Raw genomic sequence first — 26,758 nt, 5'->3', positions numbered from 1 at the left:
GTTACCTTCCGGTTCCGGCGGGGGCGAGTTCGGGTTCGTTCTCCGGGGGGCGGGACTCGACCCGCCGGACGATGGTGCTGGTGGTCATCACGATGCCGAGGACCAGCACGGCCAGGCCGCAGCACAGGTAGATCAGCCGGAGCGTCAGGGTGGAGACGAAGGCGGCGAGGACGATGTACACGCCCATCCGGCAGATCCCGACGGTGGTGATCAGCAGGGCCATCACCCGGCCCTGGATGTCGACCGGGACCTGTTCCTGGACCCGGGTGCGGAAGATGTAGAACGCCTGGAAGTTGATGCCGGCCAGGGCGTAGAAGACCATCGGCTGGGCGAGTCCGTCGGCCTGCCAGAGCAGGATCAGGGTCAGGCCCATGCCGATCAGGCCGTAGCAGGCGAGCCGGTCGCGGTTGAAGCGGGCGGTCAGCAGCGGCAGGGCGAGTCCGCCGAGGATGGCGCCGACGGCGAACATCGCGTCGATGAAGCCGAGGCCGTCGGCGCCGACCTCGAGCACGTTCTCGGCGTACGGCGCGACCAGGGTGTTCATCATGTACAGCACGGCGAACAGCACCAGCAGCATGGTGTACGAGGGCAGGGTCGCCGGGTGGGTGCGCAGGTAGGTGAAGCCGGCGGCGGCCCGGCGGACGGTCTCGCGCCAGCCGTCGCCGCCGTCCTGGGTGATGGTGCGGGTGCCCTTGACGCCGGAGACGAACAGCGCGGAGACGGTGAACGACACCAGGTTGATGCCGAGCACCCAGGTGACCGAGGAGGCGGAGATCAGGAAGCCGCCGACGGCGGTGCCGATGACGTTGCCGATCTGGACGGCGACGCCGGTGGTGGCGTTGGCGGCGAGCAGCTTCTGGACCGGGACGATCTCGCGGACCATGGTGGTGCCGGTGGGTACGGCGGTGGACTCGGTGAGGCCGAGCACGAAGACCATCACGAACACGTGCCAGGTCCTCAGGTGGCCGGTGGCCTGGAGGGTGACGGTGGTGGCGAGGGTGAGGACGGAGACCACGTCGGCGCAGACGAACACCCAGCGCCGTTCGAACTTGTCGATCGCCACGCCGATCAGCGGGCCGAAGAAGACGCCGGGGATGGCCGCGGTGAGCAGCACCAGGGCGACCGCCCGGGGGCTGTCGGTCATCTGGAGCACCAGCAGGCAGTTGGCGATGAACTGCATGCCGTTGCCGACGTTGGTGACCAGCATGGCGGCGGCGATCCGGCGGTAGCCGGGCGGGCGCAGCGGGTCGAGGCGTTCGCGGACCAGGCCGCGCAGGGTCTGGGCGCGGGAGTCAGCCACGGGGTTCGACCTCCACGGTCAGGGCGGCGTCGACGCGGGCCTGCAGGGCGTCGAGTTCGGCGGGGGTGGGGGCGTCGATGACGTACATCGCGGAGCGGTCGGAGGAGGCGCGGATGGCGGCGAGTTCGTCGCCGCGGGAGCGGCCGGCGACGATCATGTGGACGGTGCCGGGCTCGTCGTCGAGGGGTTTGACGGCAGGCCACATCCAGCGGTCGGCGAGCCAGCTGACCTCGGTGTCCAGGCCGGGGGCGGTGATGTCGCGCAGCACGCCGGGGGTGTGCTCGGGGTAGACCTGGCGGACGTAGCGGCGCGGTTCGGGGTAGCGGGTGGGCTCGCCGAGGGCGACGGTGAGCATCGCCTCCTCGAGGGGGGCGCCGGTGGCCAGGTGGTAGAGGGTGAGGATGTTGTCGCCGCCGGCCCGGGCGGCGATCTCCATCAGCCGGACGGTGCCGTCGGGGGCGATCCGGTACTCGGCGTGGGCGATGCCGTCGCGGAAGTCGAGGCGGCGCAGGACGGCGGCGTTGGCCTCGAGCAGGGCGGCGCGGGTGGCGTCGTCCAGGTCGGGGTCGGGGACGGTGTGGCCGAGTTCGACGAACCAGCGGGCGGCGCCGTCCTCGCCTTCGTTGGTGCGCTTGCCGGTGACGGCGGCGAAGACCGGTTCGCCGTGCTGGACCAGGGATTCGACGGAGACCTCGTGGCCGTGGGCGAGTTCCTCGACCAGCAGCGGTTCGGCGGTGTCGCGGTCGGCGAGGACGGCGGCGAGCGCGGCGGGGTCGTCGACCCGTTCGACGCCGGAGCTGGCCTGGCCGTCGAGCGGTTTGACGACGGCCGGGTAGTGGGTCCAGGCGGCGGCGCGTTGCTCGCGTTCGGCGGGCGGCAGCAGGACGGAGCGCGGGCTCCAGTCGGCGAGGTAGCGGCGCTGGAGCAGTTTGTTGCGGCAGACCCGGCCGGCCCGCAGGCCGGGGGCGGGCAGGCCGAGCAGGTCGGCGACGACGGCGGTGGCCTCGACGTAGTCCTCGCCGAACGGGACGACGGCGCGGATGGTGTGTCCGGCGGCCTGCCAGTCGAGGATCTGCTGGACGATCTCCTCGTGGCGCTCGCCGGGGAGCCAGGCCAGTTCGGCGAGGCCGGCCAGCGGGTGGTCGGGCTGCTCGCGGCGGGCCTGGTCGAAGCGGCGGGCGCGGGGGGTGTCGGCGTCGATGCCGAGCACGGTCAGGCCGCGGCGCCGGGCGGCGGGGACCAGTTCGGGGTAGCGGCCGCCCAGCATCGCGCCGAGCAGGACCACGGTGCCGGTCTCGGTCGGTGTTGTCGTCATGCGTGTGCCGTCCGTCTCATCGTGTGGGCGATCGCCCCGGCCAGGTCTTCGAGGGTTTCGGCGACGGTGACCAGCAGGTCGTCGTGGCCGGGGGCGGCCAGCACCTGGACGCCGAGCGGGGAGTCCTGCTCGCTGAGGGCGAGCGGGATGGCCAGGACCGGCAGCCGGGCGTAGTTGGCGATCAGGGTGAGTTCGCCGCCGCCGGGGGCGGTGCCGTCGAGGGTGCTGGCGGTGCGGGTGCCGGGCGCGGGCGGGCCGGCCAGGTCGGGCAGGCCGGCCTCCAGCGGCAGCACCAGGATGTCGAGTTGCTCGGTGAGCAGCTCGGTGAGCTGCTTCTCGGCCCGGTCCTGGCCGTCCTTGAGGGCGGCGTGGCGGGTGTCGTCGGTGGTGGCGCCGCGGCGGATGGCGGCCAGGGTGTCGGGGCCGACGGTGACGCCGGGGGCGTCGAGGACGGGGGCGTAGCTGTCGTGGGCCTCGCGGGCGAGGAGTTCGCCGGCGGGGGCGCGCAGCGCCCAGACGGTGTCCAGGTTGTCGGGGGCGACGGGCCGGTGGCCGTGGTCGGCGAGGACCCGGTGGACGGCGTCCAGCAGGGCGGCGACCTGCGGGTGCAGGGCTTCGCCGGGGGGTGCGGCGGCGGCGTACCGCAGCTGCCGGGGCGCGGTGGCGGGCGCCACGCCGAAGCAGTCGGCGAGGGCGTGGTGGCGCCAGAGCCAGCCGAGGTCGGCGGCGGTGCGGGTGACCAGGCCGACCGATTCCATGCTCGGCGAGACGGCGTGGACGCCGGCCAGCAGGGCGGGGTCGGGGGTGGCGCGCAGGGCGGTGACGCCGCAGTAGATCGCGGGCCAGCGCAGCGAGCCGCCGGAGTCGCTGCCCACCGAGACGTCGCAGAAGCCGGCGGCGACGGCGACGGCGGAGCCGCAGGAGGATCCGGCGGTGGACACGTGCGGGTGGCGCGGGTTGCTGCTGGGTTTGGTGGTGCCGAGCGCGCACTCGGTGGTGGTGACCTTGCCGACGCAGCTCAGGCCGCGGGCGGCGAGGCGGGTGGCGATCTCGGCGGAGTGGGCGGGGTACTCGCGGTAGCCGCTGCGGATGCCGAGCCGGGTGGGGCGGTCCGCGATGTGGATGGTGTCCTTGTAGCTGACCGAGGTGGTCCCGGGGAGGGGTGCGTCGGCGGGCCGCCAGTCGGTGAAGGCGCGCACCAGCGGGTCGGTGCGGCGGATGTGGTCGAGCAGGGTGGCGCGGTGGGCGGCGGGGTCGAGGGCGCCGGCGTCGAGGCGGCGGCGGCGTTCGGCGAGCGGCAGCAGCAGGTCGGGCGGGACGGTGAGCGGTCGGTCCTGGGTGGGCATCAGCCGGCCGCCGCCCAGAGCAGGTCCGGGGTCTTGCCGGTGCGCGGGTTGGCGCTCAGCTGGTCGGCGCGCCGGATCCGGAACTCCTCGTCGTCGCCGCGCAGGGCGAATCCGAGGTCGATCTGCGAGGCGAGCAGGTGGGCGCGGACGCTCTCGTCGGTGACGGCGGCGTCGGCGACGACCCTGACCTCCAGCTGCTCGGCGATCCCGGCGGCGCCGGTGAGGACGATCTGGGCGGCGTGCACGCCCGGCAGTTCCTTGGCGATCTGCACCAGCTGCTGCGGGCTGACCAGGGTGCCGGCGAACTTGACCAGGGAGCTCTCCCGTCCGGCGATCCGCAGGGTGTCGCCGGTGCGGCCGCAGCGGCAGGTGACGGGTTCGGCGCGGTCGCCGATCCGGTAGCGGATGACGGGGGCCACCGCGCCGGGGTGCAGGGTGGTCACCAGGACGGCGCCGTCGACCAGTTCGACGTGCTGGTAGGGCACCAGGTGGAAGGTGTCGGTCGGGCAGTCGGGTCCGTTGTGGCCGATCACCCAGGTCTCGGTGGAGCCGTAGTTGCCCCACAGGCCGAAGCCGGGGGCGACGCGGTCGCGCAGTTCGGGCAGGGCGGGGTCGCAGGGCTCGCCGAACCAGATGCCGGCCCGCAGCGTGCTCGCGAACCGGTGGCCGGTGCGCTCGCAGTACCGCAGGATCCGCAGCAGCTGGGAGGGGGTGCCGGCGACGGCGGTGGTGCCGTGCCGGGTGAGGAAGTCCAGCCACTGGCCGAGTTCCTCGTCGGCGATGTAGCCGAGGCCGATGACGTCGGCGCCGGCCAGTTCGGCGAGCCGGTTGTAGCAGTAGTGCGCGGACCAGAGCCGGCCGGGGCTGGCGAGGTTGGCGAGGACGTCGGTGGGGCCGAGCGGCTGCCAGTGCCGGGTGAGTTCGCCGAGGTGCATCTCGGTGGGGATCCAGGCGAGCTTGGGTTCGGCGGTGCTGCCGCCGCTGGTGAACAGGTACGCGGAGGCGGGGCGGGGGCGCTGGGCGGCGGCCTGTTCGGCGGCGGCGGTGACGTCCTCGCGGGTCATCTCGGGCAGCGCGGTGACGTCGAAGTCGCCGGTCAGGTCGAGCGCGCGGTACTTGTCGCGGAAGTGCGGGAACCTGGTGGCGGCGCGGGCCAGGGTGCGCAGGGCGGCGTCGGTGTCGTTCATCGGACCTCCCGGGTGGGTGGGGCGGGCGCGGGGAGCGGGTGCAGGGCGCGGGGCTGTTCGGCGGCGGGCAGCGCGCGGACGGCGGCGGCGAGGCGGGCCAGCAGGCCGGGGTCGTCGGTGGCGGCGTGCACCGAGAACCATTCGCCGCGCAGCGGGTCCGGTTCGGCCCGGCAGGCGAGGGCGACGCCGGGGACGGCTTCGGCGAGGCGGGCGGCGAGGTGGTCGAGGTCGACCCGGACGCCGTTGACCTTGACCAGGCGGCCGGCCCGGCCGTGCCAGTGGAAGGTCCGTTCGTCGGGGGTGGTCACCAGGTCGCCGGTGGCGGCGGCAGCCGGGGTCTCCTCGCCCGGGCGGCGGGCCAGCCGGGGGCTCGCCACCCGCAGCAGCCGGCTGCCGTCCGGGCGGCGGTCCGGCGCCTGCTCCGCGGCGAAGCGGGTGTCCTCGGCGAGGGTCCACTCCCCCGTGCCGCCGGTGCGGGTGGCGATCAGTCCGGTCTCGGTGGAGCCGAACAGCTCGACCAGCCGGGCCCGTTCGCCGAGCGCGGCGACCAGCTCGCGGGCGCCGGCCGGCAGTACGGCGCTGCTGTGCACCAGCACGATCCGCTCGGCGCGGGCCAGTTCGGGCAGGCAGCGGGCGAGCACGGCGAACGCGGCGGGCACCGCGGCGACCAGCGGGCGGCGCCAGCGGGTCGCGGTCCCGGCCAGCGGCGCGGTCAGGCCGGCCTGCAGGCAGGGCACGTCCAGCAGCCGGGGGACGGCCAGGCCCATCAGGTGCCCGTACAGGTGCCGGGGTGGTGCGTAGCTGAGGACGCCGTCGATGCCGCCGTCGGCGCACAGGGCGGTCAGCAGGCGTGCCTCGGCGTCGATCTGGGCGGGGTCGCGCAGCCACTGCTGCGGGGGTCCGGTGGAGCCGGAGGTGGCGAACGCGACCGGTGCGTCCGGCCGGCGGACGGTCACGGGAGCAGTCCGAGGACGGCCGCGTCCCGTTGCTTGCGTTCGATCAGGGCGGCGATGCTGGCGACGCTGAAGAAGGTGGAGCGCAGGTCGTCGACGACCAGGTCGACCGTGACGCCGAACTCCTTCTCCACCAGGCCGACGGCGTCCAGGACGCCGAGGCTGTCGTAGCGTTCGGGGACGATCTCGGCGAGCGAGACCTCGTCGTCGGCGGCGGCCAGCGGGTGGCCCAGCAGGGTGGCCAGGGCCTCCCGGAGGCGGTCGCGCAGGGTGTCGGCGGTGGCCGGGGTGGCGTTCACTGGGTCTCCTGGGTGGGCTCGGCCCAGGCGGTGCCCGGGGTGAAGTGGTCGGCCGGGTCGGTCGGTTCGAACGAGACGAAGATCCGGTCGACCGGGATCCGGGTGCTCAGCGCGGCCCGGACCGCGAGGGCGTAGCTGCGCCGGAAGGCGGCGTCGCGGTCCTGCGACACCACGCAGGTGACGAGGGCGAACAGGTTGGTGGCGAGGTCCTCGCCGGGGGCGCCGCCGAGCGGGAACGGGCCGCTGAAGACCCGGTGGCCGGGCAGGTCGGCGAAGCGGGTCAGCACGTGGTTGAGTTCGACGCCCTGCTGGCGCCACCAGAAGCTCAGCCTCTTGGCGACCTCCCGCTCGAACAGCGGATCGGACAGCGGGGTCTCGACCTTGGTGGTCGGCACGGTGGGACTCCCCTTCGGGTCGTCGGGGTCAGAGGTTGAGCCGCAGCAGGCGGGCGGGGGCGGCGTCGCTGGCGGCCAGCGCGGCGAGCTGCTCGCCGAGGCAGGCGGCGAGCAGGCCGGCCGGCTGGCGGCTGAGCGGGCTCCAGGCGAAGCCGGAGCCGACCCTGACCTTGGCCAGGAAGCGGCGCAGCCCGTCCAGGTCGACGGGCAGGCCCAGCACCCGCTGGGTGAGCACGGCCTGGTAGGTGGAGAGCAGGTCGGGCAGGCCGCGGGCGGTGGGGCCGAAGCCGCCGAGCGGTCCGGCCCGGTCGGCGAGGCCCGCGCCGAGGTCGCGGGCGGGCCCGTGCTCGCCGAGCAGGTCGAGCACCCGGGCGGCCTGCGCGGTGGCGGCCAGGGTGGGTTCGGCGCCGGGGACCTGGCCGTAGCCGTCCGGGTGGCGGCAGCTCGCCAGGAAGCGCAGCACCGCGGGGGCGTCGGTGCGGGCGGCGGGGTCGAGTCCGGCGGCGGCCAGCGCCTCGACGGCGCTGACGGTGGAGACCAGGTCGGAGCCGCGGCCGAGCCAGTACCCGAAGCCGCCGTCGGTGTTCTGCAGGCCGTGCACCCAGCGGCCGAGGCGGTCGGTGTCCAGGCTCTCGCCGACGGCGGCCAGCGCCTCCACCGCCCAGAGCGTGCAGCGCACCTCGGCGCCCCGGCCGGGCATGTACATCACGCCGTCCTCGTACGGCAGGTGGGCGCCGCGCAGCCAGCGCACCAGGCTGTCGGGGGTGCCGGGGCCGCCGGCGGGCCGCAGCGCGGTGAGGATGGTGACGGCGGCGGTGGCGAGGCTGTCGCCGGCCCGGCCGGGGTCGGTGTAGGTGAATCCGGAGCCGGGCAGCTGGCAGCCGCGGACCTGGTCGGCGATCTCGGCCCGGTGGTCCGGGTCGATCGGGTCGCCGAGCGTCTGGAGGGCGCCGACCACGCTGAACGCGGACCACACGTCGGCCCGTCCGTAGCCGGCCCAGCGTTCGTGGCCGCCGCCGGGCAGGCGGCGCTCCGCCAGCCAGCGGCGCAGCCCGTCCGGGTCGCGGGGGGCGGCCCCGAGCGCGTCCAGGGCGCGGACGGCCCGGAACGCCGCCCAGGCGCACGGCTGGGAGGTGGGCCCGAAGCGGAAGCCGCCGCCGCCGTCCTGCTGGTCCTGGAGCCAGCCGGTGAGCGCGGGGGTGTCCCAGGGGCCGGCTGCGTCGCCGGCCGCGGCCCGCCAGGCGAGGGCGCCGTAGTAGCCGGCCCGGACGTCGGGGGTGCGGCTGCCGGGGCTCCAGCCGAGGCCGCCGTCGGGGTGCTGGGTGGCGGCGAGCCAGCGGCCGAGCGCCTCGGTGGCGGGGACCGGCTGGCCGAGGACCTCGCGGTGCACCCGGGTGGCGTAGTAGACGGCCCAGATGTCGGCGCCCTGGCCGGGGGTCATGGCGAAGCCGCCGTCGGCGGTGCGGGTGCCGGCCAGCCAGTCGGCGAGCCGGGCGGGGTCGGGCAGCGGGTGGCCGAGGTCGCCGAGGGCCTGGGCGCAGTAGTAGGTGGCCCAGACGTCCGAGGGCAGGCCGCGCTGCCAGGCGAAGCCGCCGTCGGCGTTCTGCCGGGAGGTCAGGAAGGCGACGGTGTCCTCGGGCCGGGCGGGTTTCTCGCCGAGCCAGTGCAGGGTGCGGACGGCGGCGTAGCTGCACCACAGGTCGGCCTCGCCCTGCCGGGCGCCGCCGTCGGCGAGCAGCGGGGGCGGGGTGGCGGGGCTCACCGGGCGACCATCACATTGGTGCGCTTCCAGTTCTTCTGGCTGCCGCCGGCCTTGGTGACGGCGGGCAGCTGGCTGACCACCAGCACGTCGTCCCAGTGGATGCCGGTGCCGGCGAACCGTTCGCGCGCGTCGGCGGCCAGCGCGTCGTCCGGGTCCTCCACGTCGACGTCGCGTTCCAGGACCAGCCGGGCGGCGGGGGCCTGGACCTGGATCAGGTAGCCGGTGACCCGGTGGTCCTGGTAGACGATCGAGCCGATCAGGCGTTCGTCGACGGTGGTGCCGCCGATTTCGACCCGGTCGGAGCTGCGGCCGTGGATGTGCACGGTCGGCAGGGCCAGGCCGCAGGGGCAGGGTTCGGCCGCGATGTCGGCGACGTCGCCGGTGGCGAGGCGCAGCAGCGGGCGGGCGAAGTTGTTGAGCGGGGTGTCGACCAGTTCGCCGGTGGCGCCGGGCTCGGCCGGGACCAGCTTGTCGCCGTCCCGCAGTTCGAGGATGTGGCCGTGCGGGAGCAGGTGCAGCCGGTCGCGTTCGCAGGTCGCGGCGATGGTGCCGGTCTCGGTGGAGCCGTACGAGGCGTCGAACACCTCGGCCTGCCAGTCGGCGGCCAGTTTGGCGCGCTGGGCGGGCAGCGAGACCTCGCCGAGCAGCATCACGGTCCGTACCCGGGCGCGGACGTCGGCGAGCGCGCCGCGGCTCTTGAGCACCCGGGTCCACTGGGTGAGCACGCCGGGGGCGGCGAACAGCACCTCGGGCCGGTAGCCGGCGAACAGCCGCTCCAGCCGGTCGAAGTCGCACATCCCGGTGGTGAACGGGTAGCAGCGCAGCGCGGCGTGCCCGAGGTACTCGCAGACCCCGGCGACGAAGTCGGCGACCGGGACGATGTCCGAGGGCAGCAGGACGGCGACCCGGCGCGGGTCGGCGCCCAGCGCCCGCCGCCACAGCGGGGCGACGCCGACCACGTTGTGGATAATGTCCTCGGCGAGGCGCGGGGTGGGGGTCGGGGTGCCGGAGGAGCCGGAGCTCTCGTAGTACTTGACGACCCGTTCGAGGCCGGGGCGCTCGAAGTCGGCGGGGCCGGCCTTCAGCCGGTCCTTGGCGGTCGGCTCGACCGCGTCCAGGTCGCGGGCGGCGACGCCGGGGGCGTCCCGGTAGTAGGGCGCCTCGGCGGCGCGGTCCCACAGCAGCGCCAGCTTCTCCCGCTGCACCTCGCGGACCAGCTCGGGCGCGAAGGCGCCGGCCTCCAGTTCCTGGAGCCGGCCGTGTGCCGCGGTGAAGGCGGCTGCGGCGGCGGGGTCGTTGAACAGCATCATGAGCTGCGCTCCAATACCGAGAGGACGGGGTCGAACCGGCTGCGCCAGTGCTCCCGGCCGGACTCCGGGAGGCTGTGCATGGGGTCGTGGTACTCGTGGAGCCGTTCCAGCGCCTGCGGGTCGTCGGCGTCCAGCAGGGTCAGGAAGTGCTTGCGCCAGTACGAGATCCCCAGCTCGCGGTCGTAGCGTTCGACCTGGTGCACCCAGCGCTTGCCGGCGTACGGGACGTCGCAGACCAGCCGGGGGGTGGCGAAGCCCGGCAGGTAGCCCATGATGGCGTCCTGGAGGCGCTGCGCCTCGGCGAGCGAGGTCCGCCAGTGCTCGCTGTTGGGGATGATGTCGCAGAGGTAGAAGTAGTACGGGGTGATGCCGCCGCCGTCGAGGAGGGCGAAGCACAGGTCGAGCAGGGCGGGCGCGCTGTCGTTGACGCCGCGCAGCAGGACGCCCTGGTTGCGGACGTCGCGGACGCCCGCCTCCAGCATCGCCCGGGCGGCCTCCTGGACCGAGGCGGTGACCTGCTGGGCGGCGTTGGCGTGGGTGTGCACGGCGATGCTGACGCCGCGGCGGAAGGCGAGCGCGGCGACCCTGGCCATCCCGGCCCGGACGTCGTCGGCCAGCCAGTGCTGCGGCAGGCCGACCAGGGCCTTGGTGGCGATCCGGATGTCGCGGATGTTCTCGATGTCGAGCAGCCGCAGCAGGAAGGCCTCCAGCCGGGGCCAGGGCAGGTTGGCGGTGTCGCCGCCGGAGACCACCACGTCGCGGACGGCCGGGGTGGCCCGCAGGTACTCGACGATCCGGTCGAGGCGGTCGCCGGGCTTGAGCGCGAACCGGTACTTGGGGGTGGCGGGGGTGGCCGGGCCGACCAGGTCCATCCGGGTGCAGTGGCCGCAGTACTGCGGGCAGGTGGCGACCACTTCGGCCAGCACCTTGGTGGGGTAGCGGTGGGTCAGGCCCTCGGCCACCCACATGTCGGCCTCGTGCAGCGAGTCCCGGCTGGCGACCGGGTGGCTGGGCCACTCGGGGTCGCGGTCGGAGGCGGCCGGGAGCATGTAGCGCCGCACCGGGTCGGCGTACAGGGCGTCGGGGGTGGGCGGGCCCTGCGGGCTCATGGTGTTGATCACGTGCGGGGGCAGCAGCAGCGACATGGTCGCGAACTGCTCCTGGTCGCGGGCGACGTCCTGGTAGAACGTCTCGCCCGCGCCCGGGCCGAGCGCCTCCCGCAGCTGCCGCACGTTCTTGACGCAGTGCGCGCGCTGCCACTGCGGGTCGCGCCACTCCTCGGCGGTGACCTGGCTCCACAGCGGGAACCGCCGCCAGTCCGGCTCGATCAGCTCTCTGCGCCGGTACTCGTACAGCACGGTCGAGTTCCCGGCGGGGGTCGTCGTCGTCACGGCGCCCAGCCTCGAACGCTCGAACATCCGTCCTGCATCGCCGCCGCACCCGCGGTGCATCCCGGCTGCATTCCCGCTGCATCGGTGCTACATCGGTGCTGGAACGGCGCTGGATCGGGCCGCCTGCGGGCCACCGGCAGCGCCCGGGGTCAGGGCGCGGCCGGGCCGTCGTCCTCGGGCAGCGCCTCCAGCGCCCGGCCGCCCGCGGCGAGCATGCCGAGGAAGAACAGGCCGCCCAGCAGGAGCAGTCCGGCCACGATCACCACCGAGGTCAGCGCGTCCTCGGGGGTCACCAGCACGAAGAGCGCGATCAGCGTCCACATCAGGGCGCTGACGGCGACCGGCAGTTCGAGGCGCCCGAGGTCGAAGGCGCCCGCCCGGCGGTCCAGGCGTCCGCGCACGGCCAGGTAGAGCACGATCGTCGCACCGTAGATCAGCGCCGGCAGGATCGTCGACGAGGTGATCAGCTGCAGCAGCGCCGCGCCCGGCAGCGCGACCATCAGGACCACACCGAGCGCGAGGATCAGCAGGGTGGCCGGGACCGGGGTCCGGGTGCGGGGGTCGACCCGCCGCATCCAGCGGTGGGCGGGGAACCGCGCGTCGCGTGACATCGCGAAGATCAGCCGCGAGCAGGCGACCATCACCACGGTCCCGGCGCCGAAGAACGCGAACGAGACGGCGACCAGCAGCGTCTTCTCCGCCACCGGTCCGAGCCGGGCGTGCATGATCGCGGCCACCGGGGAGCCGTCGGTGCTGATCCGGGGCAGGTCGTCGATGGCGACGGTCAGCGTGATCAGGAACAGCAGGCCGAGGATCCCGGCCGCCACCACCGATCCGACGATCGCCCGCGGGACGCTGCGGAACGGGTCCTTCGCCTCCTCGGCCAGGTTGGCGGCGGAGTCGAACCCGACCAGGGTGGCCAGTCCCATGATCATCGACAGCATCAGCCCGCCGCCGACGGCGAAGTAGTCCGGGGAGCCGGCGGCCACACCGCGGGAGACCAGGTTGCCGGGCGAGCCGTCCCCGGTCACCAGCACGACGACCACCAGCGCGACCGCGACGACCACGACCAGCGTCAGTTCCAGCCCCACCGCGGCCGAGTTGATCCAGCTGACCAGCCGGGTCGAGGCGATCGCGACCACGGCCTGGACCAGCAGCACCGCCAGCGTGATCAGGCGCGCGGTGTCCTCGTCCGCCGCGAGGCCGGCCAGCGGCATCAGGGCCTGGCTCGCCAGCGCGTTGTCGATCGCCACCACGGCGATCGCCAGGTAGCAGAACGTCAGCCAGCCGAACCACCAGCCGACCCTGGGACTGCCGAGCCGCGACGCCCACTGGTAGGAGGAGCCGCTGAGCGGGATGCGGGCCGCGAACTGCGCCACCACCAGGGCCACCAGGGTCTGCCCCACCGCCGCGACGATCCACAGCCAGATCCCGACCGGCCCGGCCGTCTGCAGCACCTCGTCGTAGGTCGCGAAGATGCCGACCGCCACCGAGATGAACGCGAACGAGATCGCGAAGACCTGGAAGGAGCCGAGCGAGCGCCTCAACTCCTGCCGGTACGCCGACCCCTCGGCGCCGGCGGCCTGCGGCCCGCCCGTCGAAGCCTCCGCCACCCCGGACACCCCTTCCGCCGCCGCTCCGCCCCGCCCCGGCGCGGTGCAGGCCACCGCCAGTCTGCTCCCCGGGCCGCCGACACCCCGGCCGGCCGGGCCCGGCACGCGCGGCGATGACCCGGACGGCCGCGTCCGCCACCGCCGGACGGCCGCGAGACCGCACGAGGCAAGCAAACACAATCCAGCAGGACCGCACAGAATTCAGCGCGACCCCTATTGTCATGTCGCATGTGCAATTACACTCCACCCAGCAAGCCTCCGTCAGGAGCGTTGTCCCGCAAGCAATCCGACCGACACCGGAGCACGCAAGCGGCCAGGCGACCTCCTGTTGGTTTCTGTCGCCCCGCCCTCCCCCACCTCCCCGGAGTGCCCGCATGCCCTCTGCACCCCCGGTACGGCGCCGGACCAACGCCCTGAGAAGCGTCCTCCTGACGCTGGCGCTGGCCGCCCCCTGTCTCGCCGTCACCTCCGGCGCGTCCGCCCAGGCCGCACCGCCGGCCCCGGCCGCGTCCCCCGCCCTCGCCCCTGCCCTGGCCAACGGCACCGCCCTCACCCCGCCGATGGGCTGGAACTCCTGGAACGCCCTCGGCACCCAGGTCGACCAGCAGCAGGTCGAGCAGACCATCGACTTCATGGCCGCCAACGGCCTGGCCGCGGCCGGCTACGACACCGTCACCATCGACGACGGCTGGTCACTGATGCACCGCACCGGGCAGAGCACCGACCTGGTCCGCCACCCCGACGGCTCGATGCAGCTCTACGACGCCGCCGGCAACCCGGTCAGCGGCACCGACGGCGGCGGCCTCGACCCGACCACCGGCCACCTGATCCCCGACCCGCGCAACTTCCCGTCCCGCACCGTCGACGGACGGACCGTCAACGGCATCGAGTACCTGGCCCGGTACGCCCACGCCAAGGGCATGAAGTTCGGGCTCTACAGCACCGACACCTACACCACCTGCCAGGGCCACCCCGGCAGCCTCGGCCACGAGAGCACCGACGCCGCCGACTTCGTCGCCTGGGGCGTCGACTACGTCAAGTACGACGACTGCCCCTACGGCCCGCAGATCATCGGCCCCGACGGCCACAACTACTGGACCCAGGGCGAGGGCAAGGAGCTGACCCGCTCGATGTACGCCCGGGTGCAGACCTTCCAGCGCGAGCTCGACGCCGCGTCCGCCGCCCAGGGGCGCCCGCGGGTGACGCTGAGCGTCTCCGCGCAGCCCGTGCACTCCGGGGTGCCGTACCTGCTGGCCGCCGACGACCCGGCCCGCACCGACCCGGTGATCCTGGCCGCCGGCACCCCCGCCTTCCAGGCGCCGGGATACGCCCCGACCGGGGTGTGGTGCGGGCAGGTCGCCAACCTCTGCCGGATCGGCGGCGACCGCGACAGCGAGATCGACGGCGTCCTGTACAACGGCCAGCTGCGCACCGCGCTGGACTACCCGGCCAATGTGCGCCCGGGCAGCTGGAACGACATGGACATGATGTTCACCGGCTGGAAGTACGCCTACGCGCTGTGGGGCACGCCCGCCGACACCTGCGTCTGCCACAAGCCCTTCACCGACGACGAGTCCCGCACCGAGATGTCGGTGCTGTCGATGATGGCGTCACCGCTGATCTCCGGCGCCGACCTGCGCACCGCCGCCCAGACGGTGCAGAACCGGGACGGCTACACCTGGTCCACCGGCATCTCGGACTCCGCCCTCACGGTGTACAAGAACCGCGACGTCATCGCGGTCGACCAGGACCCGCTCGGCAGGCCCGCCACCCTGGTCGGCGCCCCGCCGAACCGCGCCACCGACCCGGTGGTGCTCAGGCGCCAGCTGGCCGGCGGCGACCTCGCAGTCCTGCTGCTCAACCAGGACGGCGGCGCCGCGCGGACGGTCTCCACCAGCCTGTCCGCGATCGGCGCGGGCGGCCCCGGCTACTCGGCGAAGGAGCTGTGGACCGGCGCGGGCGCCGACGTGACCACCGCGGGCGGCGGCACCCTGAGTGCGTACCTGCCGCCGCACGGCGCCGCGCTGTACCGGCTGTCCCCGCTGCCCGCCACCGTCCCGTCCGAGCTGGTCGGTGACGGCCGCTACCACGCGCTGTCCGCCGGCGGCACCGGCGGACAGGTCCTGGAGGTGGAGGGCACCTGCAGCTCCCCCGTGGGCTCGGCGGCGGACGTCAACACCTGGTGGCCGACCCACACCTCCGAGATGTGGACCTTCACCGCCAACCCGGACGGCACCGTGCGGATCAGCGACAACTGCTACACCGGCACCCATGTGCACACCGTGCTCGCCGCGGGCACCGCGCCGGGCAACAGCGCCTACCTGCTCGACTACTCGCCGGGCAACCCCTGGCAGGAGTGGCGGGTCGTCCGGTCCACCACCACCGGCGCACTGACCATCACCAACGTCGCGACCGGCCTGGTGCTCGACACCAGCGGCTCCGGCGCCGGGTCACGGGTGGTGACCAACACCGCCAACACGGCCGCCCCGGGCCAGTCCTGGACCGCGGTGTCCTGACAGCCGCAGCCGCAGCCGGGCCCGGCGGCCCGTCCCCCGGTGGTCCCGGGCGACGCGTCGCCGGGCCTCCTCACCTCCGGGCCTCCTCGATGACCTGGGGCAGCCAGTCGGGGACCGACGAGAACCGGAAGCCCAGGCGGGTCGCACGGCCGGTGTCCATCGGATAGCAGGTGTCGAAGGAGAACGGCGAGACCTCCTCCCCCGCCCCGACGGCCAGCACCGGCTCCGCACCGACCACCTGCCCCACCGCGGCGGCCAACGCGCGGGCGTCCAGCGTGCCGTGGGAGGCCGCGTTGACCGGTCCGGTGAAGTCCGCCGCGGCCGCCCAGGCCAGGAAGCGGGCGATCTCCGGCTCGTGGACGAAGGACGCGGGCTGCGGCTCGGCGTGCACCACCACCGGCAGGCCGCGCTCGATCCGCCCGACGTAGTGGGCCAGGCGCCCGGTGAAGTCGGCACCGCCGAGGACGTGCGCGGTGCGGACGGCGGCCACCTCGAACGGCGCCTGCCGGGCGAGCAGCGCCTCCGCCTGGCGCTTGCCCTCGGCATAGTGGGCCGCCCGGAACCGCTCGTCCGCCCAGGGCAGTTGCAGATCCACCGGCCAGGCGGCCGGATCCACGGCCGACTCGGGGAGCGGCGCCGCGGCAGGCCGGCCGGGCCCGGCGTAGACCTCGACCGTGGAGGTCAGCACATAGCGCCGGGTGCGGCCGGCGAAGACCCGGGCGGCGATGGCGGCCTGGTGCGGCGAGTAGCAGACCTGGTCGACGACCGCGTCGAAGGACCGGCCCGCGAGCGCCGCGCGCAGCGCCGCCTCGTCGTCGCGGTCGGCGATCAGCCGGGTCACACCGTGCGGCGCGGGCGACGAGCCCCGGTTGACGACGGTCACGGCCGCCCCCGAGTCCCGCAGGTCCCCGATCAGCCTCCGCCCGAAGTGGCGGCTCCCGCCGATCACGCACACATCCATCTCACAACCTCGTTCCCGTCCCGGCGCCGTCGGTGATCAGTCTGCGCCCGGCCGGTCCACAGCAGTAGTGTCGATCTCCGCGCCCCATCCCAAGGAGAACTGTTGATCGACGTCCAGCGGCTGGCCGTGCTGCGCGAGGTCGCCCGGCACGGCAGCTTCAACCGGGCGGCGCAGGAGCTGCACTGCACGCCGTCGGCCGTCTCGCAGCAGATCGCCGCGCTGGAGCGCAGCCTCGGCGTTCCTGCGGTCGAACGGTCCACCCGCGGCGTGACGCTCACCGACGCGGGCCGGCTGCTGGTCGAGGCCGCGGACGCGATCGCCGCCGAACTCGCCGACACCCAGCAGCGCCTGGACCGGCTGACCGCCGAGCGGACCTCGCTCACCGTCGCCACCTTCGCCAGCGCCGGCCGCCGCCTGCTGCCCGCCGCACTGGCCGGCTTCCTCGCCGACCACCCCGAGGTGGCGCTGACCGTCCTGGAGGCGGAGCCCGAGGAGAGCCTGCCCGCCGTCCGCCAGGGCCGGGCCGACCTCGCCCTCGCGTACCACTTCGACGGCCCGCCGCCCGCCCGGCCCGGCGACCGGTCCGGCCTGGACTGGACACCACTCGGCGCGGACCCGCTCCACGTGGTCCTGCCCCGCCGCCACCCGCTCGCGCTCGCCGCCGGGTCCCGACCGCCGACGCTGGCCGAACTCGCCGACCAGCGCTGGATCCTCGGCTGCCGGGCCTCGGCCGCCCAGGTCACCCGGTACGCCGAGCTGGCCGGCATCGACCTGCAGATCTGCTGCACCGCGACGGACTACGACTTCGCCCAGTCACTGGTCCGGGCCGGCGCCGGAATCGCCCTGATCCCCGAACTCGGCCTGACCCGCCACCCCGGACTCGTCGCCCTCCCCCTGGCCGGGCCGGGCCCGTGCCGCCGGCTGGGGCTGGCCCTCTCCCGCCGCCGACGCGGCCCGGCGGCCGGGCTCGCCGAGGACCTGGCCGCCCGGATCCTCGACCGCACCGCGACCTGATCCGGAGCCGCTTCCCCACCCCGGCCCCGGCCCCCGCGGTCCTGTGGCGCGCGTCACATCGGCCGGATGTCACGAACGGCACCGCATCTTCCATCCCGTGGTCATCAGCAGCAGCCGGAGGAAGGCGGAACGATGAACGAGCGACGCACCACGGGGACCGAGACCGTGCACCGGGTGGTGGTCCTCGGCGCGGGCTACGCGGGGATGTCCGCGGCGGTCCAGCTCGCGGCCAGGACCCGGGGCCGGGCGGACGTGCAGGTGACGGTGGTGAACGCGCAGGAACGGTTCACCGAGCGGATGCGGCTGCACCTGACCGGCACCGGGCAGCAGCTCGCCCGCCTGAGCATCCCGGAGCTGCTGGCCGGCACCGGCGCACGGTTCGAACGCGGCTGGGTGACGGCCGTCGACGCGGACGCCAGGACGGTCCGGATCGACGACGACCGCGTCCTGCCCTACGACACCCTGGTGTACGGACTGGGCGGGGTCGCCGACACCATCCCGGTACCGGGCGCCGACGAGTACGCCCACACGCTGAACAGCGCCCAGGACGCCGAGGTGCTGGCCGGGCGGCTGGCGCAGCTCGACGGCGGCAGCGGTGAGCACGGCGGGAACGGCGGCGGCACGGTGGTGGTGGTCGGCACCGGCCTCACCGGCATCGAGTCGGCCGCGGAGATCGCCGAACAGTACCCGGGCCTGCGGGTCGTGCTGCTGGGCCGGACCGAGCCGGGCGCGGCCATGAACCCGAAGGCCGGGGCGTACCTGCGGGCCGCGCTGGTCCGCCTCGGCGTGCGGGCGCGCAGCGGGGTCGAGGTGGTGAAGGTGCTGCCCGGCGCGGTCGGGCTGGCCGGCGGCGAGAGCGTGCCCGCCGACGCGGTCCTGTGGACCAGCGGTACCCGGGTGTCGCCGCTGGCGGCGGCCGCCGGGCTGAGCGTCGACGAGCGCGGCCGGATCGTCACCGACGAGGCGCTGCGGTCGGTGTCCCATCCGGAGGTGTACGCGGTGGGCGACGCGGCGGCCGTCCGCCAGCGGTACGGCGTCCTGCACGGCACCTGCCAGGGCGGCATGCCGACCGGGGTGCACGCGGCGGTGTCGGTCCTGCGCGAGCTGGCGGGCCGGCGGCCCCGGCCGTTCCGTTTCGGGTACTACCACACGCCGGTGAGCCTCGGGCGGCACGACGCCGTCGTCCAGTTCACCCGGCCCGACGACAGCCCGCGCCGGGTCCATCTGACTGGCCGTCGGGCGGCTTGGTACAAAGAGGTGGTGACTGCTGCACCGTGGCCGACGTACGGCCGGATGAGGAAGATGCCCGCCTCGGGCGCGCTCTGGCCGCGCGGCGGCCGCTTCACCCGGATCGGGCGGCAGCGGTGACCGGGCCGTCCGCCGACCCCGGCCAGCAGGTGTTCCTCCAGCACCGCGCACTGCTGTTCTCGGTGGCCTACCGCATCCTCGGCACCGCGGCCGATGCCGAGGACGCCGTCCAGGACGCCTGGATCAAGTGGTCGGCCGCCGACCGGTCGCAGGTGGCCGACCCCAAGGCGTACCTGGCCCGGATCGTGTCGAACCTGGCGCTGGAGCGGCTGCGCTCCACCCGCCACCAGCGGGAGACCTACGTGGGGCCGTGGCTGCCGGAGCCGGTGCTGACCGGCGGGGACGCGGCCGACGCGGCCGTGGACGCCGAGTCGGTGTCGATGGCGATGCTGGTGGTGCTGGAGACGCTGAGCCCGCTGGAGCGGGCGGTGTTCGTGCTCAACGAGGTCTTCGGCTTCCGGCACGCGGAGATCGCCGAGGCGGTGGAGCGGTCCGAGGCCTCGGTCCGGCAGGCGGCGCACCGCGCGCGTGCGCACGTCCGGGCGCGCCGACCGCGTTTCACCGCCGACCGGGGACGCCAACGCGCGGTCACCGAACGGTTCTTCGCCGCCTCGACCGGCGGGGACGTCAACGCCCTGCTGGAGGTGCTGTCCCCGGACGTCACGCTGTGGACCGACGGCGGCGGCAAGGTCCGCCAGGCGATGCGCCCGGTCGTGGGGGCGGCCACGGTGGCGGCCTGGTTCGCCGCCATCGGCACCGTCACCTACCAGGGCATCGAGCCCGCCGACATGGACGCCGTCCTGGTCGAGCTCAACGGCGGCCCCGGGATCCTGTTCAGCGGCGGCGGCCGGGTGGTCGCGACCGTGACCTTCGACTTCGACGCCGAGGGCCGCATCACCACCATCCACAACGTCGCCAACCCGGACAAGCTCCGGGCCGTCGCCGCGGGCACCGCCCACCGGCTCGGGACCCGCTAGGACAGGTCCCGGGCCGGCCGCGGCGGGTCGGCGAGGTCCCTCAGCCGCAGGCGAGGAGCCAGAGGAAGACGGAGGCCGCGCGGACCAGGTCCTCCGTCTCCTCGGTCTGGGTGAGCAGCGGGCCCGGTACGTGCAGCAGTTCCCAGCCGGCCGGGTCGGCCGGTTCCTGCGGCTCGGCGGCCCACAGGTGCTGGACCTCCTCGAGGGCGGTGGACAGCAGGGCGCACGCACCGGCCACGGCCCCGAGGACCTGGGCCGCCGGGCCGGGCTCGCCGTCGCCCTCACCCGGCAGGGCGTCGGCGGCGGCGGACAGCCGGGTGGCGAGGTCGACCAGGTACGCGGCCCGCGCCCGCCAGGTCGCGGTTCCGCGGGCCGGTGCGCGGTCCAGCCGGAGCCGTCCGCAGCAGTCCCGTTCGGCGGCGGTGGGGTGCCGGATGCCCCGGTCCCGCAGGTCCTCCGCCCGCTGCATGGCCCGGCGGGCCCGGGCGAGGGCGGCCGGCCAGTCGCCGCCGTCCCAGTCGGGTGTCGCCCGCAGTTCGCGGACCCGGTGGCCGAGCGTCAGCCGCGTCCCGGCGGGGCGCGGGTGTGGGAGGTCGGCCGTGAGGTGGGCCCGCAGGACCGGCCCGACCGCCGCGACCGACTCCGGGCTGCCGAAGCCCACACCGCCGCCGAGGCCGGCGTCGGGCAGCGGGCCGGCCGCCGGCGGGCCGGATCCGGGACCGCAGCGGCGGACGGCGTCGGCCAGCGGGACCTGGTCGACCAGGATCCCGGCCTCGCACGCGGTCTGCCACAGCACCAGGGCGACGGTGTGCGGGCCGCTCCCCCAGGGCCACTTCGGCCGGGATCCGCGCCCGGCGGACAGCCCCTGTCGGGTGGCGGCGCCGCCCAGCGGGTCCTGCTGCCCGTACCAGGCGGTCAGCACCGCGCCCTGGGCGCAGGCCCGTTCCCACGCCCCGCACCCGTACGCGGCCCGGTGCCGCGACTCCCACCCGCTTGCATCCGTCCCCGCTTCCTTCCCCGTAGCCGTCCCCGCATCAGCTCCCGTAGCCGTCCCGGCTTCCGTCCCCGCTCCGGTCTCCGCAGTCACGGCATGCACCGTACCGGGAGCGGCAGCGGCCCGCCCGGACACCGCCGTACGGAGGCCGGGGCCGCTCGGGCGGTCACGCGGTGGCCGGGACGGGCGCCAGTTCGCGGCTGAGCCTCAGTACGTCGTCGACCGTCCGGCGGTCCGTGCTGCCGCGGAAGGCGGGGACGGGCCGGACGTCGGGGCCGATGAGCAGGCCGGTCCGGCCGTCGAGGGACGGGTCGGTGGCGGCGAAGACCGACGGCCGGGCCGCGGCGGACGCGGGGCCGGCGGTGGACCGTTCGAAGGTCCGCCGGACCAGGGGCCACAGCAGGCGCAGCCCCGGGGAGACGATCCTGGGTGAGGTCATGGTGCCGTTGGTCATGTCGGTCGCGGCACCGCCGGGGTCGGCCGCGAAGACCGTGACCCCGGTGCCGCGCAGGCGCTCGGCCAGGTCGAGGGTGTACGCGAGGTTGGCGAGCTTGGCGCGGCCGTACCAGTGGAAGCCGTAGTAGCCGCCGGGCGGTTCGACGGCGTCGAAGGTGCGCTTGGCGACCCGGATCGCGCCGGAGCTGACGTTGACGATCCGGCTGGGTCCGCCGGCCCGGAGCCGGTCCAGCAGCAGTTCGGTCAGCAGGTACGGCGAGAGGTGGTTGACGGCGAAGGTCGCCTCGATGCCGTCGACGGTCCGCTGCCGATCGGCGAACATCGCGCCGACGTTGTTGATGAGGACCTTCAGCGGACCCTCGGCGGCGAGCCGGCTGGCGAGGGCCCGGACCTCGGCGAGCGAGGCGAGGTCGGCGGCCAGGAAGCGGGGTTCGGCGCCGGTGGCGGTGGCCGCGATCCGTTCGAGCGCGCGGGCGCCGCGCCCGGCGTCCCGGCCGACCACGGTGACGGCGAGGCCGCGCTCGGCCAGCGCGACGGCGGTCTCCAGTCCGATGCCGCCGGTTCCCGCCGTGATGACCGCTCGTTGTTCCATGGCCCCGCCCTTCTTCGCCGCATCCACAGAAAGCGGATACGAATCCGTTTCGATGGCAGCACGCTAGCACAATCGGATACCTATCCGTTTAACTGCCGCAGCCGCCCCCGGCGCCGCACACGGCGGACTTCGACGGGGAGGCGCTCGGCCAGGAGGGTTCGGCGAGGACGGGCCGGCGGGGGTTCAGCGAGGGGGGCGCAGGCCTTCGAGCAGGACGTCGAGGTAGACGTCGGCCCGGGCGGAGTCGTCGTCGCCGGAGCGGACCGCGTGCTCGATGCCGCACAGCAGCCGGCGTACGTCGCCCGCCCGCAGGCCGGGCCGGATCACACCGGTCAGCCGGGCCCGGTCGAGCAGGAGGGCCACCGCGTCGTCGAGTTCGGCCTTCATCGCCGAGGTGTGCGCCTCGGCGTCGTTGGCGGATTCGAGCACGGCGGCGAAGCCGGTGTCCGCCAGCGCACGGGACAGCGTGAACCGCAGGAGGCGGCCCAGCCCCGCGAACGCGTCCTCGTCGGCCGCGGCCGCCCGGGCCTCCAGGACCAGTTCCTGGAACCGCTCGGCGGACAGCGCCTCCAGCAGCGCGTGGCGGTTGGGGAAGTGCCGGTACACGGTGCCGACCCCGACGCCGGCGAGCCTGGCGATGGCGTTCAGCTGGAGCGAGTCGTCACCGGCGGCCAGCTGCTCGCGGGCGATGCGCAACACCAGCGCCCGGTTGCGGGCCGCGTCCGCGCGCAGCACTGGCCCCTGCTCGGATCTCGGTGTCACCCGCCCAGCATACGGGCCCGCCGGGCGGTCCCCCGAGCCGGGCACCCGCCGCCACGCCGTCCCGCGGGCCACCACGGAACCGTTAATCGGTTGACGGCGTGACGCCGCCTCGGCAGGCTCCAGCGAGCACCCGCGGGCGCTAGTCAGTACCTGCCCAACTGCCCCTGTGATCGGAGATGTCCGGGGATGACGTCGCACCTCCACGCACTCTGCTTCGACGCGAACGACCCGCTCCGCCTCGCCCGCTTCTGGTCCGACCTGCTGGGCCGCGAGCTGACCGGCGACTCCCCCGGCGGCCCCGCCGGCGGTCTCACGGTCCTGCCGGACGACGACACCGGGTTCCCGCTCCGCTTCCTCCCGTCCGAGGAGCCCAAGACCGTCCAGAACCACATGCACTTCGACCTGACCAGCACCTCCGCGGACGACCAGCAGGCGGTCGTGGACCGGGCGCTGCGGCTCGGCGCCCGGCACACCGACGTCGGCCAGCGCCCGGAGGAGGGACACGTGGTGCTCGCCGACCCCGAGGGCAACGAGTTCTGCGTCATCGCGCCGGGCAACAAGTTCCTCGCCGGGTGCGGATTCCTCGGCGCGCTCGCCTGCGACGGTTCGCAGGAGGTCGGGTACTTCTGGAACCGGGCGCTCGGCTGGCCGCTGGTCTGGGACCAGGACCAGGAGACCGCGATCCGCTCGCCGCTCGGCGGCCCGAAGCTCACCTGGGGCGGCCCGCCCCTGATGCCGAAGGCCGGGCGCAGCCGCCTGCACTTCGACCTCGCCGTCCCCGCCGACGCCGACCCGCAGGCGGAGGTCGCCCGCCTCACCGGCCTCGGCGCGACCCTGCTCGACGGCGGCCCGGGCGTCGGCGGCCCGGGCGTCGGCGGCCGGGCCCTGGCCGGCCGGGTGGCGATGGCCGATCCGGACGGCCGCGAGTTCTGCCTGCTGCTCCCCCGCTGACGCCTGCGGGCCGGGGCGGATCAGACGTTCTTGAGGTAACCGCTCTTGAAGCCGTAGGCGTTGGCGGTGACGTGGTGGCGCTTGTCGATCTCGATGCCGAAGCCCCGGTAGATGATCGACCCCTCCCAGATCACCTCGCCGTTGGCCTCGCCGCCGTACAGCGACGCCTTCGGGACGCTGTGGCTGATGGAGACGGCGGCGTTGAAGTTCCGCTTGGCACAGTCGGCGTGGTCGACCTTGGTGATCCGCGATCCGTTGGTGTAGTAGTCCACCCACAGGCTGAACTTGGTGACGGTGACACCGAAGATCTTCTGCTTCACCGTGTAGGTGGTCTCCCACCAGCCCTTGCTCAGCCTGCCGCCCGCCGCAACCGCGTCACCGTCGGCGGCGTCCGGGTCCGGCGTGAACTTGGCGTCGCCGTCGGTCTCGAGCTGGACGTCGCCGCCCTTGAGGTTCAGCAGCCGGTGGACGCCGGTGCCGGGCGCAGGGGCGTCGGCGACCTCCTCCAGCAGGGCCTTGAGGTTGTCGGGGTCCTCGGTGTGGTCGAGGTACTTGACCTGCTGCTCGCGGGAGAGCGCGTCGAACTGCTGGAGCGTCTCGGCCGCGCCGGGCTCGGTGCTGCTCCTGAGCGTGTTCTCGTAGCCCGCGATCCGCAGGGCGTCCCTCGAGATGATCGACGCGTTCGCGGTTCCGGTTCCCAGAAGTGCAGCGGCGGCCAGGCCGGCGACGACGGTGGTGGCGATGCGACGGGTCATGGGTGTGGACATGGTGTGAACGAATCCCCCTTGTGCGAATGCCTTGTGATGATCAGTCAAGTAGCATGCGAGGGTCGTGTGCCTCAAGGGAAGCTCAGACTTTTGATCGACCTTCGACAACGCCGGACCGGCTCAACGAGTGGCGTTCCCGGCCCCGACCGGCGCGCTGCGGCCGCCGCCCCGGGCGGCCCGGTATCTCTGGTACCTCACCTGACACGGCGGAGGGCCGGACACCATGGCTGCGACACCGAGGTTCCTTCCGGCGGGGGCGACGGCCGACGGCGGTGGCCCCGGCCGGCCGGGCACCGCGCCGCAGCCCGGCCCCGGAACGCCATGAGGACCGCTGCGGAGCGCCGGCCGCGCGGTCACCCGCCCGGGCGGCGGGCCGCCGTGACGCGCTGCCTGCTGGTGCTCGCCGCGGGAGCCGCGAACGCCTTCGGCTTCCTCGCCCTGGGCGGCGTGTTCACCAGCGTGGTCACCGCGAACTCCGCCCTGCTGGGCGTGTACGTGGGCACCGCGCACTTCGGCGCGGCCCGCTCGGTCGGCGCGACGCTGCTGGGTTACGTGTTCGGGGCCGCCGTCGGCACCCTGCTGGCGGCGGGCCGGGGCCGCCTCCCCGGTTCCGGCAGGCGGGGGCTGCTCCTCGAGGCCGTACTGCTCTGGCTCGTGGTCGCGGGCTGGCTGATCTCCGACGGCGACCCCGACGCCGCCCGCCGCACGACGCTGCTGGTCCTCACGGCGGCGGCGATGGGCTGCCAGAACGCCGGCGTCCGCGCCACCGCGGGCGGCGGCTCCCCGACCGCCTTCCTGACCGGCCTGCTCACCTCGACCATCGCCGAGTTCGTCGGCCGGGGGCGCCTCCTCGCGGGCAACCTCGCCGTGGTCGGCCAGTTCATCACCGGCGCGGCAGCCGCCGGCGCCGCCTTCCGCTGGCTCCACCCGGCCGCCCCCCTGCTGCCGGCCCTGCTCGTGTCGGCCGCCCTGACGGTGTTCGACCCCACCGACGGCCCGCCTCCCCGTACGACGCCCGCCACTCCGCCGACGTCCTAGCGCTGTGACCGCACAGGTTCACCGGGTTTGCGGTTTCGCGGGCCGTCCGAACCGGCTGGCTGCGATCTACAAGCGCTCCCACGATGCGGCGTACTTCCACAGCCGCGCGCCGGAACAGCGCCTTGGTCCACGTGACAACGCCAACGCCCGCCGCCCCGACCTCCTGCCCGCCCGACGCACCGAGCGCGCCCGCAGCCGCAGCCGCAGCCGCAGCCGCAGCGAGAAGACACCTCCCGATGCCAACGTGTCGAGCCGCAGCGTCACATGGCAGGCCTTGCCGAACAGGTTGTGTGATGGGTTCGTCCGTTCCCTGGCCTGACGGCGGTTCGGTCGGGCCTGCGGAAGGGGCCGCCGACTTGGAGAGAAGGGTCTTCTGCTTGAATCGGCGGATCGCCAACTCGCACCACCCGGGAGCCGATTGTGACCTCCGCCGGACCTGCGCCCCGGTCGGCGCGGATTGAGGAGTTCCTCGTTGCCGGCCGGGAGGAGGCCGACGCGGGACGGTGGCTGGCTGCCGGGCTCGCCTGGCTCGAGGCGGCGAAGCTGGGAAGCCTGGACGGTGCGAACGCGGTCAGCCGGGTGGCGGCGCCGCGCATCAGACCGCTCGCGGATGCGGGAGACCCTGATGCTCAGGCGCTGATGGCGGGCATCCTGATGGACTACTTCACCGAGGCCGCCCTTCCCATGGCGGTCGGTTATGCCGAAGCCTCGGCCGCGGCCGGCCACGCCGCCGGCCTTCGGACGTACGGCTTCATGCTGATCAACGGTCAGGGCGTGGAGAAGGACCAGAGCCGTGCCTTGGAGCTGTTCCGGGCGGCGGCCGACAAGGGAGACGGCTACGGGGCGTTCAACGCCGCAGCCGTCCTGCGTGAGGGCGCCCGAGGCGCCAATCGCGGTGAATACATCCGTTTGCTCACCCAGGCCGCCGACAGCGACATCCTCCCGGCAGCCGCGCTGCTGGGCGACGAACTGGCCGCCGACAACCGCACCGAAGAAGCCCTGAGCTGGTACGTCCGGGCGGCCGAGCGTGAGCACGACGGTGCGGCCGATGTCGCGGCCGACTGGTACCGGGACGGCATCGGGACCGCTCCCGATCTTGTGCAGGCCATGCGGTGGCTCCTGGTGCTGGCCGCAAAGTTGAACGTCGATGCAGTCCACCGAGCGCACCAGATCGGCGAACGGATGACGGCTGAGGCGATCCTTGAGGCGGGCCGACTCGCGAACCGGCCCACCGAGGCGAAGGCCGTGATCGCGACGCTCGCCAGAAGCCGCTCACGCGAATGACAAGGTCGAGACGCCGCCCGCGCTGTGCCGCCACCACGTCTGGCACGTCTGGCAGCAGCAATGAGCCGGGCGCGGAAGGCCAGGGCTTCGCCAAACGGGATGTGCTTCTGCAGGCAGTGGTGGAGCCGGCCGAGCGTTCGGCGGCAGCGTGCCGGTCTCCGGCCTCAGGGCGGCGGTCGTGGTGGGCCTCGGCGCCCGGTGGACGTCGCAGGGCGGAAGAGCCCACGGGTAGTCGGCGTGGTCGAGCCGGTCGGTCTTGACGCAATG

Annotated in this window: 24 protein-coding genes; 8 read left to right on the top strand and 16 right to left on the bottom strand. The window is 74.4% G+C overall.

Annotated elements, in window-relative coordinates; translation table 11 throughout:
- Window position 1: 1 nt before the first annotated feature.
- The 11 genes from AC2TEW_RS03990 to AC2TEW_RS03940 form a co-directional block, all read right to left on the bottom strand.
- Window positions 2-1,300 carry an MFS transporter gene (locus tag AC2TEW_RS03990; RefSeq protein ID WP_484621867.1) on the bottom strand — a complete coding sequence of 433 codons (1,299 nt, stop codon included), beginning with the start codon at window positions 1,298-1,300 and terminating at the stop codon, window positions 2-4.
- On the bottom strand, window positions 1,293-2,615 hold the full coding sequence (locus AC2TEW_RS03985; protein WP_484621866.1) for an ATP-grasp domain-containing protein: 1,323 nt from the start codon (window positions 2,613-2,615) through the stop codon (window positions 1,293-1,295). Before AC2TEW_RS03985 ends, AC2TEW_RS03990 begins: the two co-directional genes overlap by 8 nt.
- Window positions 2,612-3,961 carry an amidase gene (locus AC2TEW_RS03980; protein ID WP_484621865.1) on the bottom strand — a complete coding sequence of 450 codons (1,350 nt, stop codon included), beginning with the start codon at window positions 3,959-3,961 and terminating at the stop codon, window positions 2,612-2,614. Before AC2TEW_RS03980 ends, AC2TEW_RS03985 begins: the two co-directional genes overlap by 4 nt.
- Window positions 3,961-5,148: a phenylacetate--CoA ligase family protein gene (locus AC2TEW_RS03975; RefSeq protein ID WP_484621864.1), complete on the bottom strand. Its 1,188-nt coding sequence runs from the start codon at window positions 5,146-5,148 to the stop codon at window positions 3,961-3,963. The genes AC2TEW_RS03980 and AC2TEW_RS03975 overlap by 1 nt, the downstream gene beginning before the upstream one ends.
- Complete coding sequence (locus tag AC2TEW_RS03970) at window positions 5,145-6,104, bottom strand: acyl-CoA synthetase family protein (RefSeq protein WP_484621863.1); 960 nt, start codon at window positions 6,102-6,104, stop codon at window positions 5,145-5,147. The genes AC2TEW_RS03975 and AC2TEW_RS03970 overlap by 4 nt, the downstream gene beginning before the upstream one ends.
- On the bottom strand, window positions 6,101-6,400 hold the full coding sequence (locus AC2TEW_RS03965) for an acyl carrier protein (RefSeq protein WP_484621862.1): 300 nt from the start codon (window positions 6,398-6,400) through the stop codon (window positions 6,101-6,103). Before AC2TEW_RS03965 ends, AC2TEW_RS03970 begins: the two co-directional genes overlap by 4 nt.
- A complete protein-coding gene (locus AC2TEW_RS03960; RefSeq protein ID WP_484621861.1) occupies window positions 6,397-6,795 on the bottom strand; it encodes a hypothetical protein in 399 nt (132 codons plus the stop codon). Before AC2TEW_RS03960 ends, AC2TEW_RS03965 begins: the two co-directional genes overlap by 4 nt.
- A 28-nt stretch (window positions 6,796-6,823) precedes the next feature.
- Window positions 6,824-8,557 carry a prenyltransferase/squalene oxidase repeat-containing protein gene (locus AC2TEW_RS03955; RefSeq protein ID WP_484621860.1) on the bottom strand — a complete coding sequence of 578 codons (1,734 nt, stop codon included), beginning with the start codon at window positions 8,555-8,557 and terminating at the stop codon, window positions 6,824-6,826.
- Window positions 8,554-9,867, bottom strand: coding sequence for a phenylacetate--CoA ligase family protein (locus AC2TEW_RS03950; protein WP_484621859.1), 1,314 nt, complete (start codon window positions 9,865-9,867; stop codon window positions 8,554-8,556). The genes AC2TEW_RS03955 and AC2TEW_RS03950 overlap by 4 nt, the downstream gene beginning before the upstream one ends.
- Entirely contained in the window at window positions 9,864-11,258 is a 1,395-nt protein-coding gene (locus tag AC2TEW_RS03945; protein WP_484621858.1) for a KamA family radical SAM protein, read from the bottom strand. Before AC2TEW_RS03945 ends, AC2TEW_RS03950 begins: the two co-directional genes overlap by 4 nt.
- 149 nt (window positions 11,259-11,407) lie before the next feature.
- Window positions 11,408-12,871, bottom strand: coding sequence for an APC family permease (locus tag AC2TEW_RS03940; protein WP_484621857.1), 1,464 nt, complete (start codon window positions 12,869-12,871; stop codon window positions 11,408-11,410).
- Between the two features lie 374 nt (window positions 12,872-13,245).
- Here AC2TEW_RS03940 and AC2TEW_RS03935 point away from each other — a divergent pair, with 374 nt between their 5' ends.
- Entirely contained in the window at window positions 13,246-15,387 is a 2,142-nt protein-coding gene (locus tag AC2TEW_RS03935; protein WP_484621856.1) for an alpha-galactosidase, read from the top strand.
- Between the two features lie 70 nt (window positions 15,388-15,457).
- On the opposite strand, the gene AC2TEW_RS03930 is transcribed toward AC2TEW_RS03935, so the two are convergent.
- Entirely contained in the window at window positions 15,458-16,348 is an 891-nt protein-coding gene (locus AC2TEW_RS03930; RefSeq protein WP_484621855.1) for a Rossmann-fold NAD(P)-binding domain-containing protein, read from the bottom strand.
- 102 nt (window positions 16,349-16,450) lie between these two features.
- On the opposite strand from AC2TEW_RS03930, the gene AC2TEW_RS03925 reads away from it, so the two are divergent.
- From AC2TEW_RS03925 to AC2TEW_RS03915, 3 genes are all read left to right on the top strand, one after another.
- The gene (locus AC2TEW_RS03925; RefSeq protein ID WP_484621854.1) at window positions 16,451-17,362 is read left to right on the top strand and encodes a LysR family transcriptional regulator; all 912 of its coding nucleotides are present in this window, start codon (window positions 16,451-16,453) and stop codon (window positions 17,360-17,362) included.
- 132 nt (window positions 17,363-17,494) lie between these two features.
- Entirely contained in the window at window positions 17,495-18,730 is a 1,236-nt protein-coding gene (locus AC2TEW_RS03920; protein ID WP_484621853.1) for an NAD(P)/FAD-dependent oxidoreductase, read from the top strand.
- Window positions 18,727-19,647: an RNA polymerase sigma-70 factor gene (locus AC2TEW_RS03915; protein WP_484621852.1), complete on the top strand. Its 921-nt coding sequence runs from the start codon at window positions 18,727-18,729 to the stop codon at window positions 19,645-19,647. The genes AC2TEW_RS03920 and AC2TEW_RS03915 overlap by 4 nt, the downstream gene beginning before the upstream one ends.
- Before the next feature lie 40 nt (window positions 19,648-19,687).
- Here the strand turns inward: AC2TEW_RS03915 and AC2TEW_RS03910 are convergent, their stop codons facing one another.
- The 3 genes from AC2TEW_RS03910 to AC2TEW_RS03900 all read right to left on the bottom strand — a co-directional run bounded on the left by AC2TEW_RS03910 (window position 19,688) and on the right by AC2TEW_RS03900 (window position 22,451).
- On the bottom strand, window positions 19,688-20,569 hold the full coding sequence (locus AC2TEW_RS03910; protein WP_484621851.1) for a hypothetical protein: 882 nt from the start codon (window positions 20,567-20,569) through the stop codon (window positions 19,688-19,690).
- A gap of 238 nt (window positions 20,570-20,807) precedes the next feature.
- On the bottom strand, window positions 20,808-21,689 hold the full coding sequence (locus AC2TEW_RS03905) for an SDR family NAD(P)-dependent oxidoreductase (protein WP_484621850.1): 882 nt from the start codon (window positions 21,687-21,689) through the stop codon (window positions 20,808-20,810).
- Between the two features lie 183 nt (window positions 21,690-21,872).
- Window positions 21,873-22,451 carry a TetR/AcrR family transcriptional regulator gene (locus AC2TEW_RS03900; RefSeq protein WP_484621849.1) on the bottom strand — a complete coding sequence of 193 codons (579 nt, stop codon included), beginning with the start codon at window positions 22,449-22,451 and terminating at the stop codon, window positions 21,873-21,875.
- A gap of 186 nt (window positions 22,452-22,637) precedes the next feature.
- Between AC2TEW_RS03900 and AC2TEW_RS03895 the strand changes: the two genes are divergently transcribed.
- On the top strand, window positions 22,638-23,402 hold the full coding sequence (locus AC2TEW_RS03895; protein WP_484621848.1) for a VOC family protein: 765 nt from the start codon (window positions 22,638-22,640) through the stop codon (window positions 23,400-23,402).
- A gap of 20 nt (window positions 23,403-23,422) precedes the next feature.
- On the opposite strand, the gene AC2TEW_RS03890 is transcribed toward AC2TEW_RS03895, so the two are convergent.
- Complete coding sequence (locus AC2TEW_RS03890) at window positions 23,423-24,157, bottom strand: hypothetical protein (RefSeq protein WP_484621847.1); 735 nt, start codon at window positions 24,155-24,157, stop codon at window positions 23,423-23,425.
- A 333-nt stretch (window positions 24,158-24,490) separates the two neighbouring features.
- Between AC2TEW_RS03890 and AC2TEW_RS03885 the strand changes: the two genes are divergently transcribed.
- The 3 genes from AC2TEW_RS03885 (at window position 24,491) to AC2TEW_RS03875 (ending at window position 26,491) form a co-directional block, all read left to right on the top strand.
- Window positions 24,491-25,207, top strand: a complete 717-nt coding sequence (locus AC2TEW_RS03885) for a DUF1275 family protein (protein ID WP_484621846.1) — start codon at window positions 24,491-24,493, stop codon at window positions 25,205-25,207.
- Between the two features lie 4 nt (window positions 25,208-25,211).
- Window positions 25,212-25,526, top strand: a complete 315-nt coding sequence (locus AC2TEW_RS03880) for a hypothetical protein (protein ID WP_484621845.1) — start codon at window positions 25,212-25,214, stop codon at window positions 25,524-25,526.
- A gap of 101 nt (window positions 25,527-25,627) precedes the next feature.
- Window positions 25,628-26,491 (top strand): tetratricopeptide repeat protein, encoded by an 864-nt coding sequence (locus tag AC2TEW_RS03875; protein ID WP_484621844.1) that lies wholly within the window; start codon window positions 25,628-25,630, stop codon window positions 26,489-26,491.
- The last annotated feature ends 267 nt before the right edge of the window (window positions 26,492-26,758 follow it).

This window comes from Kitasatospora sp. NEAU-CNBT7 (genome assembly GCF_057220535.1).
The sequence above is the reverse complement of the archived record's forward strand: the minus strand, read 5'-3'. Positions and strand labels throughout refer to the sequence as shown.